The following is a 15890-nucleotide window of genomic DNA, read 5'->3' on the forward strand; positions in this document are numbered from 1 at the left end:
TTAAACAATACGTAATTAGTCGGGGTGCGTATAATTATTATGCAACTTTAGAAGAGCTTTCAGGCTCCGATAATATTTTCTCCCAAAGTCAACCCGGTTATTTTTCTGGAAATATAGAAAACATTAATAATCCGGATGAAAAGATTATAGGTTTTTTTGATGTTTCTTCGGTTTCGACAAAAAGAACATTTTTTAGCTATGAAGATTTCTTTGACTCCGAGCATAGCAATCCTTATTTAGCCTCTTACTGTCCTATAGAAAGTCCAGATTTACCACATTTAATAGAACTGGTTGAAAATAGAAATGTTAGATGGTTTAGTACGGTGCCAGTTCCTTTTGGAACTCCAGTATTTGAAATTGTACCGGCAAGTTGTGTAGACTGTACGGTATTTGGAAGTAACGAAGTTCCAGATTTTTGGGAAGAATAAATCAATACTAATTAAATGATTAAAAATAAGTTTATACTAATTCTATTTTGCCTTGGTTTTTTATCTTCCACCTATGCTCAGGTAGAGGAGGGTTTAATACAAACCCAAATGCCCAAAGAAAAGGTGTTTATTCACACTAATAATACTCTATTGCTCACAGGGGAAAAATTACTTTATAAATTTTATTCTCTGGAAAGTGAAACGAACAAACTAAGCGATTTTAGTAAAGTTGGTTGGGTACAATTGATCAATAATAAGAAAGAAGTTGTTTTTCAGCATAAGGTCAAATTAAAGAAGGGGCAGGGGTTTGCAGATTTTTTTATACCTGCAAATTTAAATTCGGGAGCTTATAAATTAGTAGCATATACCAATTGGATGTTAAATGCGCAAGCCAATTATTTTCAACAAGAAATATATATTTTGAATCCGTACCAGGAAAGTAATGAAGACCTGGAAATAGAAGAAAAGAATCAATTTACAAGGCACAAAACCAATTTTGATAATCAGGAAATAAGTTTAATTCTAAATAAAAATACCTTTCAACAAAGAGAAGAAGTTGTTTTAGAGATAGAAAATCCTAACCAATTATCAGGAAATTTCTCTATTTCAGTAAGAAGAATTGACAGTATTAATAAACCTCCCCGAGTTACAAGCCTTGACTTCAATAAACTCTTTGAAAATATTAAGTGGAGTTTTAATGATACCTTATTTTATCCTGAAATAAGAGGCACTTTTTTTCAGGGAAAAATAGAAGCAGATCCTAACCCAACTTCTTTAGAAAAAAATATTTCAATTTCATCACCGGGAGAAAAAAACCAACTTCAAATTGTTTCAACTGATGCTGGGGGAAAATTTTCATTCATTTTAAATGAAGTACCAAATGAAGACGAGTTTATCATGCAAGTTTTGAACGATGAAGTCACCTATAAAATTAACCTACAAGAACAACCGAAATTAGATTATAGTAAATTATCTTTTTCCACTCCAGGTCTAGCTACTTCCAATAAGGAATATATTCTTGAAAAAAGTATTAATATTCAAATTGAAAATGCTTATAACGCCACTAAATCCGATAGATTTGTCAATTTAGATAATAATTATTATTTCTTTGATGAAGAATTGATTACTTATAATCTAGATGATTATAACAGGTTTCCAGACCTATCTCAAACATTTACTGAAGTTATTAAATTTGGCAGAATAAGACGAAATGATGAAGGTGAAAACATCTTTTTAGTTAGAAATAAAAACCCGCTTGTAGAATTTGACAGTGCAGCACTACTTCTTATAGACGGAGTAATTCTAAATGATCACGAGAAATTAATTTCTTACGATCCACAGCAAATTAAAAGTATAGGAATATTAAGAAATAAGTTGTTTTTAGGGCCATCTGCATTTGAAGGCGCCATTATCGTTAATACAAAAAGTGGCGATTTTCCTAACGAATTTCAAGATGAAAGTATGATTTCAACAAAACTTAAAATACCTCGAAAATCTAAAGAATATTATTCACCTAATTATCCAAATGAAAGCTTAAGACGAATACCCGATTATAGATATCAACTCTTGTGGAATCCTGAAGTCAAGTTTAACGATGAACCGCTACGACTTTTCACTTCAGATTTAAATGGAGAATTTGAGATAAACCTGGAAGGTTTTACAGAAGATGGAAAACCCATTTCAATAACTAAAACTTTTTACGTAGAGTAGTAATTTCAGTTTAATTTACTTCATCAGGATAATCTTCATACCAGTCATCAAAGGTCTTTTTAGTTTTATAACTATCGGTAAGAACTTTATAAACGGTGTAAATAAGTAGAATTTGGCCTATACAGGTTAAATAGAAAATCACCGGAAAATTGATATTAAAATAAACCATGCTAGTTATTACTACTAACAGAAGCGAGGTGATTATTAAATATGTAATTCCATTATTTTTCATAACCTTTAAATTACAGAATATTGCTTATAACATCTCTTAAAGAGGCATTAAAGTATTGTTATGGATTTTTAAAATGTTTGATAATAAGTAATTTATAAATCTATTGGGAGATTTATAAAACAGGTAGTATTTACAGCGCGATTGATTTTAAATTCAATTCTATAGCTTCAGCTTTATTTTCTATAATTTTATAGAAGGTATTTAAACTGAGGTTTTTAAAAACATGTGAGGTACCGCTGCCGGCCCATTTAATTGTGATTTTTTTTATTTCTGAAGCCTTTCCTAATCCTATTTGAGCCCTTAAAGTAGAGGCTCCAAAACTACCACCAGAACTAATGGTATGAAATATAGAACGTGTTTTTCCGTCTTCCGTAACCAAAACTTCAATTTTACTTCCTATGGCGGCCCTGTTTGCTTCAATTCCTTCTAGTTTTAAGCTTATCCAATTATTTTCAACATCATATGGATTCAGATATAGAGAATTAAAAAATTTATCACCTTCATAAGCACCGCCCATAACTACGTGAATATCCTGGTCTCCATCATTATCAATATCAGAAAAAGAGACGGCGTGGCCTTTTTGTATATGGCCAAAGCCACCTGCTGTGGTCACATCCTGAAAATTTTCCCCTAAATTATTTCTAAAAACCCTGTTTGGAATAATTGACTCGTAACTTACTTCTCCTGTACTCAAATAAATATCTGGATAACCATCATTATCCAAATCGCCGTAATTGGCACCCATTGCGTAGCCTATTTTATCTAATCCAACCGCTGCAGAAACATCGGTAAATGTTCCTTTGTTGTTTTGATAAAGGCGCATCGTTTCAGCATTATTTCGTTCGCCTAAATACTCTTTAGTAATGTCTGGGACAATGGTGTAAAAATCGCTTTTTCGATATCCGGCTACAAAAATATCCATCCAACCGTCATTATTATAATCAAATGACCAGGTGGGAAAACTGGAAATTTGCTCACCCAATCCTACTTCAGCTCCTGCTTCTTTAAAACTTATATTTCCTTTGTCATCACTTCCATTATTTAGATATAATAAATTTTTGCTTGAAGCCTGGAGCGTAGAAATATAAATATCCATCCAGCCATCGTTATTATAATCTCCACTGGTTACACCTTTTATATAAAATGGTTGATCTTTTGTACTCACCGAAAGTCCTACACAGGAAGTAATGTTAGAAAAAGTCCCGTCTCCATTATTTTTGAAAAATTCAGAAGGATGAATATTTTTTTTTTCAGATTCATTTCCTATAAATAAATCTACCCAACCATCGTTATTAAAATCTGCCCAGGTGGCAGTTTGGGTAGGGTGGAAGGAAAGTAAACCAGATTCAATAGTAACATCGGTAAAAGTGCCATCTCCATTATTTTTAAGTAGAGAATTTGGATGTTTACCTAAAATTCCCATCCAGGCACCCCGCATTACAAAAACATCAAGAAAACCGTCGTTATTATAATCTGCCTGTACCATATTCAGACCACCTGTAACTAATTCTAAACCGGCAGTTTCTGTTTTTTCTGTAAATGTTCCATCTCCATTATTTATAAAATACCTAAGATTATCTGAAGGCGACCAACTGGAAACCAATACATCTAAAAGATAATCGTTATTAAAATCATCTACAATTCCGCCACCTGATAACTCATTGACATCTAAACCTAATTTGGGGGCAATATCTTCAAATTTCTGCAGTGGATAATCTGATTCAAAAGTACTTTCAGGAATTAACCATTTTTCGGAAACACCTTCAGGATATTCTCCTAAAGTCATATAAGCAATATTCAATAACCATCTACTATTATAATCGTGTGAATTTTGCCTTAAGAATTCTTCATAAAGTTTAATGGCATTCCTGGAGCCATTAGGAACCTGGTGAAAGCCTTTTGGATTAATTGGAATAATGCAGGATGCTGAAGCATCGTGGTGATGTATGCAGTTTTGCTGTTCACCCAGGCGCATATAAGCTAGAGCGAGTAAAGGGCCTATACTTTCTTCTTCATGAGCATCCAGTTTGTATAATAGCAGCCCGCCGCTACTTGCATCTCTTAAATTTTCCAGAATAATAATAGCTTCTTCGGTTTTACCGGCGTATAACAGGGCACGTGCTCTTTTAAGATTATATCTTTCTTTTTGGTTTTTTGGTGCCACTTGTGCTATACTATCAAAATATGCAGCTCTTACTGAAGACGCATAGATATTTTCGGGTACAAAAAATTGATTTTCGGCTGTTTCCTCTAGAAGTTCAGGCATTGTCTTTTTATTGTCACAGGAAACAAAGACTAAAACTGAAAATAGGGTAGTAAATAGATACTTCATGATTTTATAAGGTAATATTACCTTTATTTCTATCTAAATGAATTGGATTTGCTGACTGATACAGATAGGTGAAATTGAATTATTTAATTTATTAAACCTAAGGAAATAAAATATTTTTATGAAGTGCCTTCGAATCTTTTTTTAAGAATAGAAGGAAAATATTTTGGGTATCGTCCCAGAAAATCTGCACATGATGCCTTAGGCCAATGTCGTATAAATTGTTTACGATATAGCTGGGTCATTGATTTGGACATAAAAGGATTTTATGACACCATTGATAATGAACTGCTACTGAAAGCTGTTCAGCACCATACACAGGAGAAGCATATTTTGCTTTACGTGAAAAGGTGGCTGGAGGCACCAGTGCAATTATCTGATGGAACGCTGCATAATCCAAATGGTAAAGGCACACCACAGGGCGGAGTAATCAGTCCTGTATTAGCTAATATCTTTATGGATATTGTATTCGACAAGTGGATCCAAAAGCGTTATCCTGATATCCAGTTTGAACGTTACGCTGATGACATTGTGGTTCATTGTTACCACTTGCCTCAAGCTAATCGACTTCTTGAAGAAATCGAAAGACGATTCAAAGAGTGTAAACTGGAAGTGAATCAGGAGAAGACAAGAATAGTTTACTGTCGCAGAAATCAGAAGAAAAGACCAAGGTTTAAAGTCAAGTTCCAGAAGTTCGATTTTCTGGGCCACACCTTTAAACCCAGAGTAGTCAAAATAAGGGGCATAATGAAATTAGGTTTTACCCCTGCCATCAGTCAGAAAAGCATCAACAGAATAAATGAAGAGCTCTTCAGGATAAACATTCATAGAATGGTACAGTTCCCGTTGAGTAAAATTGCATCTCTGTTGCAGCCTAAAATCAGAGGATGGATAAACTACTACGGTAAATTTCGACTGGGAGGCCTCAAGAAACTATTCAGAACATTGCACATTCGCTTAACGAAATGGGTACGCAATAAGTACCGTAGGTTTAAGCGGAAGCAGTGGGTCCTCGCGCTAAGACATCTACAGAAAATATGCAGGCTCGAACCTTACCTGTTCGAACATTGGCAATACTCAGGGCTCAAACCTTAAAGTCTTGGCTGAGAGGAGCCGTATGAATTGAGAAGTTCACGTACGGTTCTGTGAGAGGTTTAGGGGTGAAATTCCCCTTTACCTACTCGACACTCATTTTTCGTACGTCTTATTCCTTAATAACCATATTTAAAATTATGAATTAATATTCAACTTTGGATTCTTGTTTGAAATCAAAATATATTGCCAAATCGGTCTCTCTACTATTTTATTTTACAGAATAAATAGAATTTTTAGTGTCTAAAAACCTAAATATTTAAGCAATATAGTAGTTTTCTCCTTGTATATTTGAATAAAGAAATTTCACGAATTGGAATCTTTTAAAAATATAAATGAAAACCGGACCCTTCAATATCTTATTGGAATTGGTTCTATACTTTTTATTTCATTTATCTGCTATCTATTTATAGATGTTATTGGTTACCACGTGGTAGCACTGGTTTTACTCCTGGTAGTTTCAATATTAGCTATGTTTTTTAAGATACTTCCGGTGGTAATTGCTGCTGTGTTAAGTGCCTTAATCTGGAACTTTTTATTTATTCAACCGCAATTAACTTTTAAAATCAGTACTCCGGAAGATGCTCTTTTATTTTTGATGTATTTCGTTATTGCCGTTATGAATGCTGTTTTTACCACTAAAATTAGAAAGGCTGAAGCTGTTTCCAGGAAAAGAAAGGAAAGGGAAAAGACTATACAATTATATAACACGCTGTTTAATTCACTTTCTCACGAATTAAAAACGCCTATTGCAGCTATTATCGGTTCGGTAGATACATTAAAAGAAAGTACAGAGAAACTTTCAACTGAGAATAAAAATGAACTCTATAATGAAATAGAGATTGCAGGAAATAGGCTGAATAGGCAGGTTAAAAATCTTTTAAATATGAGTCGCTTAGAAAGTGATTCCATCCATTTACAGCTTAATTGGTATGATGTTAACGAGATTGTCTACAATGTTATTGATAATAATAAAATAGATTGTAATCAACATCAAATTATTTATCAGCCTCAAGATAATTTACCTGTTTTCTTGTTTGATGCTACATTAGTAGAGCAAATTTTACATAATATTGTTCATAATGCTATTCAGTATACACCAAAAGGTTCAAAAATTGAAATTAGGGTGTCACACACAAGTGAGAACTGCGTTTTTGAAATTTTAGATAATGGAAAAGGTTTTCCGGACGATAATATAGAACGGGTTTTTGAAAAGTTTTATCGATTACCAAATTCATCAACAGGCGGCACCGGGCTTGGTCTTTCTATTGCCCAGGGATTTGCCGAAGCTCATAATGGAAAGATCAAAGTTCAGAACAGAAGCAATGGTGGTGCCCAATTTACGGTAACAATTCCGGCGAAAATGACTGACCCTAAAAATTACCAAAATGAATAATGCAGAAATACTTGTTATTGATGATGAGCCACAGATTAGAAAACTGCTTAAAATCACGCTGGAAAGCAACGATTACAAAGTAGTATTGGCTGAAACAGGCACAGAAGGTGTTCATTTGGTGGCCAACCATACGCCAAATCTTGTAATTCTGGATTTGGGTTTACCGGATAAAAGCGGGCATTTGATATTAAAAGATTTAAGAGAGTGGTATGATAAATCAATAATAATTCTTTCTGTACAGGATAGCGAAGCCGATATTATTAAAGCTTTGGATAATGGTGCTACAGATTATCTCACCAAACCTTTTAGAACGGGAGAATTATTGGCCAGGATAAGAGCTTCATTAAGAATAAACCAGAACACCGATTTACAACCCATTATCTCAACCGGGGAATTAGAGATCGATTTAAGTTCGAGAACGGTAAGCAGAAATAATATTCCCGTAAAATTAACTGCTACCGAATACAATTTAGTAGCCTTGCTGGCAAAAAATCAGGGTAGAGTTTTAACCCATCAATTCTTATTAAAAGAGATTTGGGGTTTCGGCTCGCAAAATGAAACTCAATACCTACGGGTTTTTATCGCTCAGCTTAGAAAGAAGTTGGAAGAAAACCCGAATAGCCCGGTTCATATAATTACAGAAAGTGGAGTGGGTTACCGTTTCGTGTAATCTTTATAAAATCTTTATAGTCCCGGTTTAAATTTTATATTCTGCTTATAGCCTTACACCTAACTTTGCATTATAATTTAATCAAAGTACAGTGGCTAAACCTCCAAAAAGATCGCCTAACGAAAAAAATCAGTCTTACTCCCATTTAAAATGGCCGGCAATTATAATAGCCATTTTAATAGTAGTTATTGTGGCAGTTCTCGATTACTGTAGTCGCCAGGGTAATTTATAATTAGGGAGAAATGTTGTCATTTTTCAAGAATATTTTATCTGGAATATACCGTGAGCGAAGATTAAGTAAAATTGCTGCAATTCTAAGTGTCTGCGGTATATTTCTTCTTATTTTCGATTTAGGTTTTACTCATATTGAGAGCGAAAGAAATTTTTTAAAAAACCTCTATTATGGTATCATAAGCCTCGGTTTTTTAATTGTACTCGTTCGAAGTTTTTTACCGCGACAAGAAACCCCAAAAAAGGTCAGGTTATTTGATTGGCTACTTAGCATTTCCTTTGGAACGCTGCTTCTTTTAAGAATAGATTTCATTATTGTAAATCTTGGATTTTTAAAATTCTTTAATCAAATGGGATGGGTCTACCTTGGGCTTTTTCTCTTTTTTATACGCGAAATATCTTCTTTTAAAGTAAACTTTAAAAAAGATTATTTAAACCCCGCACAATTATTTGTCGCGAGTTTTCTCCTCATTATTTTCTTAGGAACTTTCTTCCTTCTTCTTCCTAAAGCCACCCATTCTGGGATTGGCCTTATTGATGCACTTTTTACCGCTACCAGTGCAGTGTGTGTTACAGGTTTAATCGTGGTAGATACGGGCAGTTATTTTACCACATTTGGACAAAGTGTTATTATGGTTTTAATTCAATTGGGAGGGCTGGGGATCATGACCTTTGCCAGTTATTTTAGTTATTTCTTTAGAGGTAATACTTCTTACGCTAACCAGCTTATGCTAAAGGATATAAGTAATTCTGAAAAAATAGGAGAGGTATTTATGGTGCTGAAGAAAATATTGCTTTTAACCTTTTCAATAGAAGCTGCAGGAGCCCTTTTTATTTATTTCAATATAGATAGCGCAATAATTAGTTCTCTCTCAGATCGTATATTTTTCTCTGTTTTTCATAGTATTTCGGGATTTTGCAATGCCGGATTTTCTACTCTGGAAAATAGCCTCTACGAGCCAGGTTTTCGGTTTAATTATCCTTTACATCTAATTATTGCTGCCCTATTTATTCTGGGAGGTATAGGCTTTCCTATTTTATTGAATCTTTATAAATATGTGAGATATTATACCCTAAGGAAACTACAAAAAATAAAAGATCCACATAAAGCGATTTACATGCCCTGGGTTTTAAATCTAAATTCCCGAATAGTATTAATCACCACCCTTATTTTACTGTTAACCGGGACAGGCTTATTTTATATTTTTGAATATAATAACACCCTAAGTGAGCATAGCGAATTTGGTAAAATTGTTACTGCATTTTTTGGCGCCGCAACTCCAAGAACTGCCGGTTTCAATTCGATTGATACCTCTGCTTTACATTTCTCTACCTTAATGCTCGTATTTCTTTTAATGTGGATAGGTGCTTCTCCTGCTTCAACCGGTGGTGGAATTAAAACCAGTACGTTCGCGCTTGCAACACTTAATTTTTTGAGCCTGGCAAAAGGAAAAGACAGGATTGAAGTTTATAAAAGAGAGGTTTCTAATATCTCTATTAGAAGAGCCTTCGGCATAATTAGTTTATCTCTTATCGTTATTGGATTAGCAATTTTTCTAATGGCATTTCTTGAGCAGGATAAGAATATCATCGCCATTACTTTTGAAGCTTTTTCGGCATATAGTACAGTGGGGCTAAGTATGGGAATTACGGCCGGTTTAAGTTCCAGCTCAAAATTAATAATTATCGCTACCATGTTTGTTGGCCGGGTAAGTATGTTAACTCTACTAATAGCCATTCTAAGAAATATTAAACATCTTAATTATCGCTATCCTTCAGAAGAAATTTTAATCAACTAAAACATTCAAAATGAAATATATTATCATAGGATTAGGCAACTTTGGAGCTTCCCTGGCAGAGAAATTAACCTCTATGGGCAACGAAGTTATTGGAGTGGATAACAATTTAGATAAAGTTGAAGCTATTAAAGAAAAAATCACCCACGCTATAAGCCTTGATGCTACAGATTTTAACGCGGTGAGCAATTTACCTCTTGAAGATACTGATATTGTAATTATTGGAATTGGAGAAGATAAAGGCGCAAATATTATGGCTACGGCTTTAATGAAACAGTTGCATGTGAAGCGGTTAATTAGCAGGGCGGTTTCCTCTTTACAGCAAATGGTTTTAGAAGCTATGGGTGTAGAGGAAATAATTCATCCGGAAGAAGAAACGGCAGAGCGCTGGTCAAAAAAGCTAAACCTGGAAGGTGTGGTAGATTCCTTTGAGGTCACCGGCGAATACAGTATAGTTGAAAGTGAAATTCCAAAAGAATTTGACGGAAAAACCCTAGATGAAATTGGTTTAAAGAAGAAGTATAATATTATAGTGCTCACCACAATTAAATATACTGAAGGTAAAAATGAAATTGGTTCTGCAAAAACGTTGTCCAATGTTCAGGGGGTTGCCACCGCAAAAACAGAATTACATTATGGCGATATTATGGTGTTATACGGAAACAATCAGGATATTAAAAAGCTCTTAAAAGAAATTAAAAATCATAATTTATTATAGAACGAGAATAGAGAACAAACTAATTAGGCTTAAGATTGAATAAACTTAAGCCTAATTAGTATTACGTTTAAAATAGCGTTTATAATCTCTCCTGTAACCGTTTAATATCGTCAGATATTTTTGAATCAATTGCCCTTGCATAAATCTGGGTAGTTGATAATTTGGTATGCCCCAAAAGTTTAGATACTGTTTCTATGGGAACGCCATTAGCTAAGGTTACCGTTGTTGCGAAAGTATGCCTGGCCGCGTGGAAACTAAGTTCCTTATCGATCTTTACCGCTTTGGTGATCTCCCGTAAATATTGATTGGTTTTCTGGTTGGAATAGACCGGAAGTAAAATATCACTCGAATGTACTTTTGGATGGTCCTGGTACTTTTCAAGAATTCGTTCGGCTTCGTCAAGCAAAGGGATTCTCAGCATCGTATTGGTTTTGATCCTTCTGGTGTAGATCCACTTATTCCCATCAACACCTATCTGAATATGCTTTTTCTTTAGCATTTTGACATCGCCATAGGCAACCCTGTATAACAACAGAACACAAAAATATCTCGGTTGATATTGTGAGTAGATTTTTTGAAATCCTTTTCCTTGATCTTCTGTAATTCGGCTTTGGATAGGTAGACCATATCCACCTGGTCAAAGCGGAGTTTAAATCTTTTGGTAGGGTTCTTTTCAATCCATTCTAAATCCTCAGCCAGGCGCATCAGTTTTTTAAAACGTTCCATATGTTTCATTACCCCGTTATTTTGAAGGCTGGGCAAGCCCCTTAAAAAACTTTCAAATCCCAGGGTAAATTGATAGTCAACCTGTTTTAAATAAATATCTGAGGTATGATACTGGGCTTTTAAAAAATCTTTGAGGTAGTTTTCTGTAGTAGTATAGTTTTTCATAGTCCCATACTTTAAAACCTTACCCATTTTCTCCTTGTGATATTTGATCAAATAGATAAGGGTATAATGTTGCTGGTCACTTCCCAGAAATCTACCTTTGACCGTCTGCGTGGTTACCAGCATCCCGTCTTTTAAAAGACTGTCATGCGTTTTATAGAGTTGTGCCTTGGTTTCATCTATTTTTTTATTGATTAGCCGGCTTTCAGCACTGCTACCAGTAAGTTTATTGGCAGATTGGTTCCACTTATCCACCGGAATAGTTCGTTTTAAACTAATTTCTAATGATTTGCCGTTAACGGTCATTCGGGCATAGAGGAGGGCTAATTCAGGTTGCTTTTTTCTTTTTTCGAATAATAAAAGAAATGGAAAAGGTTTGACTGGTTCGCATAGCTTTGTTGTTTAAATGAAACAATTATTAAGGCGAAAGTCAAACTAACAATACGTAATTATAGAGTATCGATAAGCTAAAAATACAAAAAAATAACTCACGATAAACTCACAAATTCACCGTGAACTCACGATAAACTCACATAAAATTTAACACTATTTGTTAAATTTTGAGCAAAAAATAAAGGGTAACTATATGAAAACCATACAATTACCCTTTTTTTATGTTAAAATATAACTTGTAAAAGTCGGGGTGGCAGGATTCGAACCTGCGGCCTCCTGCTCCCAAAGCAGGCGCGATAACCGGGCTACGCTACACCCCGAGTAATTTTTTAATCGCGCTCGGCGCGATAACTGGCCAGAGAATATCCCAACAATGTCGAGACTATACCCATAGCTTAAGCTTACTAGCTTAAAAATTTTAGCCTTTCCGATCCAAAATACTCTTTCAAAAAGCAGTCCGGGAGACGGAGGAAGATTATCCCTATCTTTTCCAGAAGAAAAAGGAGAATAATAATCCGCAGACTAAAAAATCTTGCGGAGAGACCGGGATTCGAACCCGGGCATCCCGAAGGATGACAGCTTAGCAGGCTGCTGCATTACCACTCTGCCACCTCTCCAAATATTTAAGAACGTGCAAACATTTTTGCGGTTGCAAATGTAACTTTTACTTACTTACCTTCCAAACTTTTTTGGGCTAAAGAATGCAATAAAATAAGTACTAATTTTTAAACGCTTTGACATCAGAATTTTAAGTTTAAAAATTTTTAAACATTTATTTCTTCCTGGTCTATTAAGCGCGCTACATTTTTAATAATTCGTTGGTGATTCTTTACAAACGGATTGCTTTTATCCCAAACATAGCCTGCGAGAACTGCGCAAATCTGTTCTTTTATTTCAGTTTTTGGCATTTCATGGAAAAACAATTTTTGCAAATTCCCAGTATACCATTCTTTTACATAATTGCTAAATACCGAAATTCCATTTTGCATATATTCAGCATAATCTTTTTCCCAATTTACATCCTTACCTTCAACTTCAAGTTTGGCAAGCGTGGCAGCCTGCAAACCAGATTCGGTTGCAAAGGCAACTCCAGATGAGAAAATGGGGTCAAGAAACTCGGCGCTGTTTCCGCATAAAGCGAATCCGTTGCCATACATTTTCTTTACATTTCTTGAAATACTTGGAATTTTTATCGGGTTAAAAAGAAATAATTCTTCGTCAAATCTGCCCCGGTAATATTTCAGCTCTTTGAGCATTTCCCTAAAGGCTACTGAATTATCACTACTAAAACCTTTAAACCACTCATCTTCGCTAACAAAACCGAGACTGGAATTTCCATTTGAAAAAGGAAAATACCAAAACCAGGTTTTTGTATCCAAAACTTCAAAAGTGATCAATTCACCTTCTTTTCCTTTTGGTCTATTTGTTTCTTTAATATGAGTAAAGATTGAAGAATTACCTGTGATTTTTGGAGAAGTATTCAAGTCTAATTGGTTAGCTAAAACCCGACCGTTACCGCTGGCGTCAATTATAAAATCAGCGTTTATCTCTATATTTTCTTCAAAATTAATAAGAATTTCAGTAGTCGATTTTTTCCCGTAGAAATTTACCTTTGAAACTTCGGCACCAAAGAATATTTCTACGCCCTGTCGCTGAATTTCATTTGCCAAAACCAGGTCAAAATCGGCTCGTGGTACCTGCCAGGTCCAATCCCAACCATTGCCATATTTTTCACTAAAATCAAATTCACCAACTTTACCGTTTTTTATAAACCTTGCCCCATATTTTTTCTGAAATCCGGCAGCCATAATAGCGTCCAGTAACCCAGCTTCCTCAAAATTTTCCATACTCTTAGGAAGTAAACTCTCACCTATACTAAAACGCGGAAAACTACTTTTTTCTACCACCAAACAATTAACCCCGTGCTTTTTTAAATAACCGGCAGCGACCATTCCAGATGGTCCCGCGCCAATAATTAAGATTTGGGTTTCAAGTTTTTTCATTTTAAAGGTTTCAACTATTTAGATCTCTAATGAATATTCATTCTAAATCGAAAAACGGCAATTTTAAATACGGTCTAAATATAGTACATTTGTTAAGATTCTTAACAATAATGCGGCCTATGCTCCAAATTAATGATGCCCTTAGCCTGGAAGATTTTTACAAGGTTTTGTTTGAAAATGCTGAAATTCAGTCGTCTTCACAAAACCTATCCAAAATTGAAGCCAGTTTTGAGTTTCTAAAAAATTTTTCTCAAAATAAGGTAATTTATGGCGTAAACACGGGTTTTGGCCCAATGGCGCAGTATAAGATAAAAGATAAGGACCGTATACAACTTCAGTATAACTTAATTAGAAGTCACGCTTCAGGTGCCGGTAAACCTATGGAACCGCTGTATGTAAAAGCGCTGATGCTTGCACGTTTAAATACGCTTTCCCTTGGGAAATCTGGCATACACAAATCTGTTGTTGAAGTTATGCAGCAGCTTATCAATAAAAATATTACCCCATTAATTTTTGAACACGGTGGAGTAGGAGCTTCGGGAGATTTGGTGCAATTAGCGCATTTAGCGCTGGTTTTAATTGGAGAAGGAGAAGTTTTTTATAAAAATGAACGTCGTGAAACTAAAGAGGTTTTTGCTGAAGAAAATATTCAACCTATAAAAATTGAAATCAGGGAAGGCCTGGCTTTAATGAATGGTACTTCGGCAATGACGGGCATTGGGATTGTAAATATAATTTACGCCAAATGCCTGCTCAACTGGTCGGTTTTTTGTTCTTCGGCTATTAATGAAATCGTTCAGGCTTACGACGATCATTTATCTGAAGAGTTAAACACCGCTAAAAAACATATAGGCCAGCAAAAGATCGCTGAAAAAATGCGAAATCATTTAAAAGACAGTAAACTTACACGAGACCGTAATGAGCATTTATATAATGATACGGCCGATAAAAACACGTATTTTAAAGAAAAAGTACAGGAATATTATAGTTTGCGCTGCGTGCCACAAATTTTAGGTCCGGTTTACGACACCATAGAACAAACCACCAAAATCCTTATTGAAGAAGTAAATTCTGCCAACGATAATCCTATTATAGATGTGGAAAACGAGCACGTGTATCACGGCGGAAATTTCCACGGAGATTATGTGGCCCTGGAAATGGATAAATTAAAATTGGTGGTTACAAAACTATCAATGCTGGCCGAGCGTCAACTTAATTATTTACTGAATAATAAACTTAACGATATTTTACCGCCATTCGTAAATCTTGGGAAACTTGGATTGAATTTTGGATTGCAGGGCGTGCAATTTACCGCGGTTTCTACAACTGCCGAGAATCAAACTTTAGCTAACCCAATGTATATTCACAGTATTCCAAACAATAATGATAACCAGGATATCGTGAGTATGGGCACTAATGCAGCGAATATTACAAAAACGGTTATAGATAATACTTTTGAAGTACTTTCGGTAGAAATTATTACTATTGTGCAGGCTTTGCGGTACCTGGATTTTGATGAAAAACTATCAAAAAAAACCCGGGAGATTTTTAAGGAAATGAATAAAATTATCCCTGAAATAAAAGAGGATTTCCCATTTTATAAAACCAACGCCGAATTAAAAGATTATCTAAAAAATAGCGCGGTTTATTAACCCTGCGAGTTTTTTTTAATCTCGGCAAGGTTTAAACTTTGCAGGATAAAATTTTGAATATCGTTAAATGTTGATAATGAAATATTCTAAATTGGATTATGATTTTGGAGTTTTTAAATCCTTTTTCGCAGAATATGTAGACCAAACCGCGAGATTCAGGATAGCCGATTTTTTCAATCGGTTATCCGCGGGGTTTTGTTCACGGTTTTTGGCTTTTTTGCCAAAAAATTCCTTGAAAAAGGTGTCTTTTTCTTTGCTTCGTTTCTTTTGGACGAGCAAAAGAAATGAAGGGCAGGTTAAACCAAAATTTCATTGATAAGATTTACCCAGAATTAAGAGTTATTAATTGTTT

The 15890-nt window shown here is 34.9% G+C and carries 13 protein-coding genes and 2 tRNA genes; 8 read left to right on the forward strand and 7 right to left on the reverse strand.

The genetic code is table 11. The features are described from left to right. Both B4F31_RS04685 and B4F31_RS04690 read left to right on the forward strand, forming a co-directional pair. Positions 1-428 (forward strand): DUF4249 family protein (locus B4F31_RS04685; RefSeq protein ID WP_286760738.1); only part of this gene is annotated, 428 nt, incomplete at its 5' end. A gap of 108 nt (positions 429-536) precedes the next feature. Beyond that, positions 537-2138, forward strand: a complete 1602-nt coding sequence (locus B4F31_RS04690; protein ID WP_143083663.1) for a hypothetical protein — start codon at positions 537-539, stop codon at positions 2136-2138. Positions 2139-2148: 10 nt separating this feature from the next. On the opposite strand, the gene B4F31_RS04695 is transcribed toward B4F31_RS04690, so the two are convergent. Together B4F31_RS04695 and B4F31_RS04700 are read right to left on the reverse strand one after the other, a co-directional pair. Continuing rightward, on the reverse strand, positions 2149-2370 hold the full coding sequence (locus B4F31_RS04695) for a hypothetical protein (protein WP_075326926.1): 222 nt from the start codon (positions 2368-2370) through the stop codon (positions 2149-2151). A gap of 130 nt (positions 2371-2500) precedes the next feature. Further along, complete coding sequence (locus B4F31_RS04700) at positions 2501-4702, reverse strand: CRTAC1 family protein (RefSeq protein WP_286760739.1); 2202 nt, start codon at positions 4700-4702, stop codon at positions 2501-2503. A 123-nt stretch (positions 4703-4825) separates the two neighbouring features. Here B4F31_RS04700 and B4F31_RS04705 point away from each other — a divergent pair, with 123 nt between their 5' ends. The 5 genes from B4F31_RS04705 to B4F31_RS04725 all read left to right on the forward strand — a co-directional run bounded on the left by B4F31_RS04705 (position 4826) and on the right by B4F31_RS04725 (position 10602). Beyond that, positions 4826-5794: a reverse transcriptase domain-containing protein gene (locus tag B4F31_RS04705; protein WP_286760740.1), complete on the forward strand. Its 969-nt coding sequence runs from the start codon at positions 4826-4828 to the stop codon at positions 5792-5794. Between the two features lie 310 nt (positions 5795-6104). Continuing rightward, the gene (locus B4F31_RS04710) at positions 6105-7187 is read left to right on the forward strand and encodes a sensor histidine kinase (RefSeq protein ID WP_286760741.1); all 1083 of its coding nucleotides are present in this window, start codon (positions 6105-6107) and stop codon (positions 7185-7187) included. Continuing rightward, entirely contained in the window at positions 7180-7857 is a 678-nt protein-coding gene (locus tag B4F31_RS04715) for a response regulator (protein WP_075326923.1), read from the forward strand. The genes B4F31_RS04710 and B4F31_RS04715 overlap by 8 nt, the downstream gene beginning before the upstream one ends. A gap of 242 nt (positions 7858-8099) precedes the next feature. Beyond that, complete coding sequence (locus B4F31_RS04720) at positions 8100-9887, forward strand: TrkH family potassium uptake protein (protein ID WP_075326922.1); 1788 nt, start codon at positions 8100-8102, stop codon at positions 9885-9887. A gap of 10 nt (positions 9888-9897) precedes the next feature. Beyond that, entirely contained in the window at positions 9898-10602 is a 705-nt protein-coding gene (locus B4F31_RS04725; protein WP_286760742.1) for a potassium channel family protein, read from the forward strand. A 79-nt stretch (positions 10603-10681) separates the two neighbouring features. Here B4F31_RS04725 and B4F31_RS04730 read toward each other — a convergent pair whose 3' ends face one another. From B4F31_RS04730 to B4F31_RS04750, 5 genes are all read right to left on the reverse strand, one after another. Further along, a complete protein-coding gene (locus B4F31_RS04730) occupies positions 10682-11101 on the reverse strand; it encodes a site-specific integrase (RefSeq protein WP_245764379.1) in 420 nt (139 codons plus the stop codon). Next, a complete protein-coding gene (locus B4F31_RS04735) occupies positions 11095-11796 on the reverse strand; it encodes a phage integrase SAM-like domain and Arm DNA-binding domain-containing protein (protein WP_245764380.1) in 702 nt (233 codons plus the stop codon). The genes B4F31_RS04730 and B4F31_RS04735 overlap by 7 nt, the downstream gene beginning before the upstream one ends. Positions 11797-12128: 332 nt before the next feature. Beyond that, positions 12129-12203: transfer RNA gene (locus B4F31_RS04740), tRNA-Pro, on the reverse strand. A gap of 215 nt (positions 12204-12418) precedes the next feature. Continuing rightward, positions 12419-12500 (reverse strand) — tRNA-Ser (locus tag B4F31_RS04745). Positions 12501-12647: 147 nt separating this feature from the next. Then, complete coding sequence (locus tag B4F31_RS04750; protein WP_075326919.1) at positions 12648-13886, reverse strand: NAD(P)/FAD-dependent oxidoreductase; 1239 nt, start codon at positions 13884-13886, stop codon at positions 12648-12650. A gap of 119 nt (positions 13887-14005) precedes the next feature. On the opposite strand from B4F31_RS04750, the gene B4F31_RS04755 reads away from it, so the two are divergent. After that, entirely contained in the window at positions 14006-15538 is a 1533-nt protein-coding gene (locus tag B4F31_RS04755; protein ID WP_075327969.1) for an HAL/PAL/TAL family ammonia-lyase, read from the forward strand. Positions 15539-15890: the final 352 nt, after the last annotated feature.

Origin of the sequence: Salegentibacter sp. UBA1130 (genome assembly GCF_002311535.1) — a bacterium.
GTDB lineage: Bacteria > Bacteroidota > Bacteroidia > Flavobacteriales > Flavobacteriaceae > Salegentibacter > Salegentibacter agarivorans.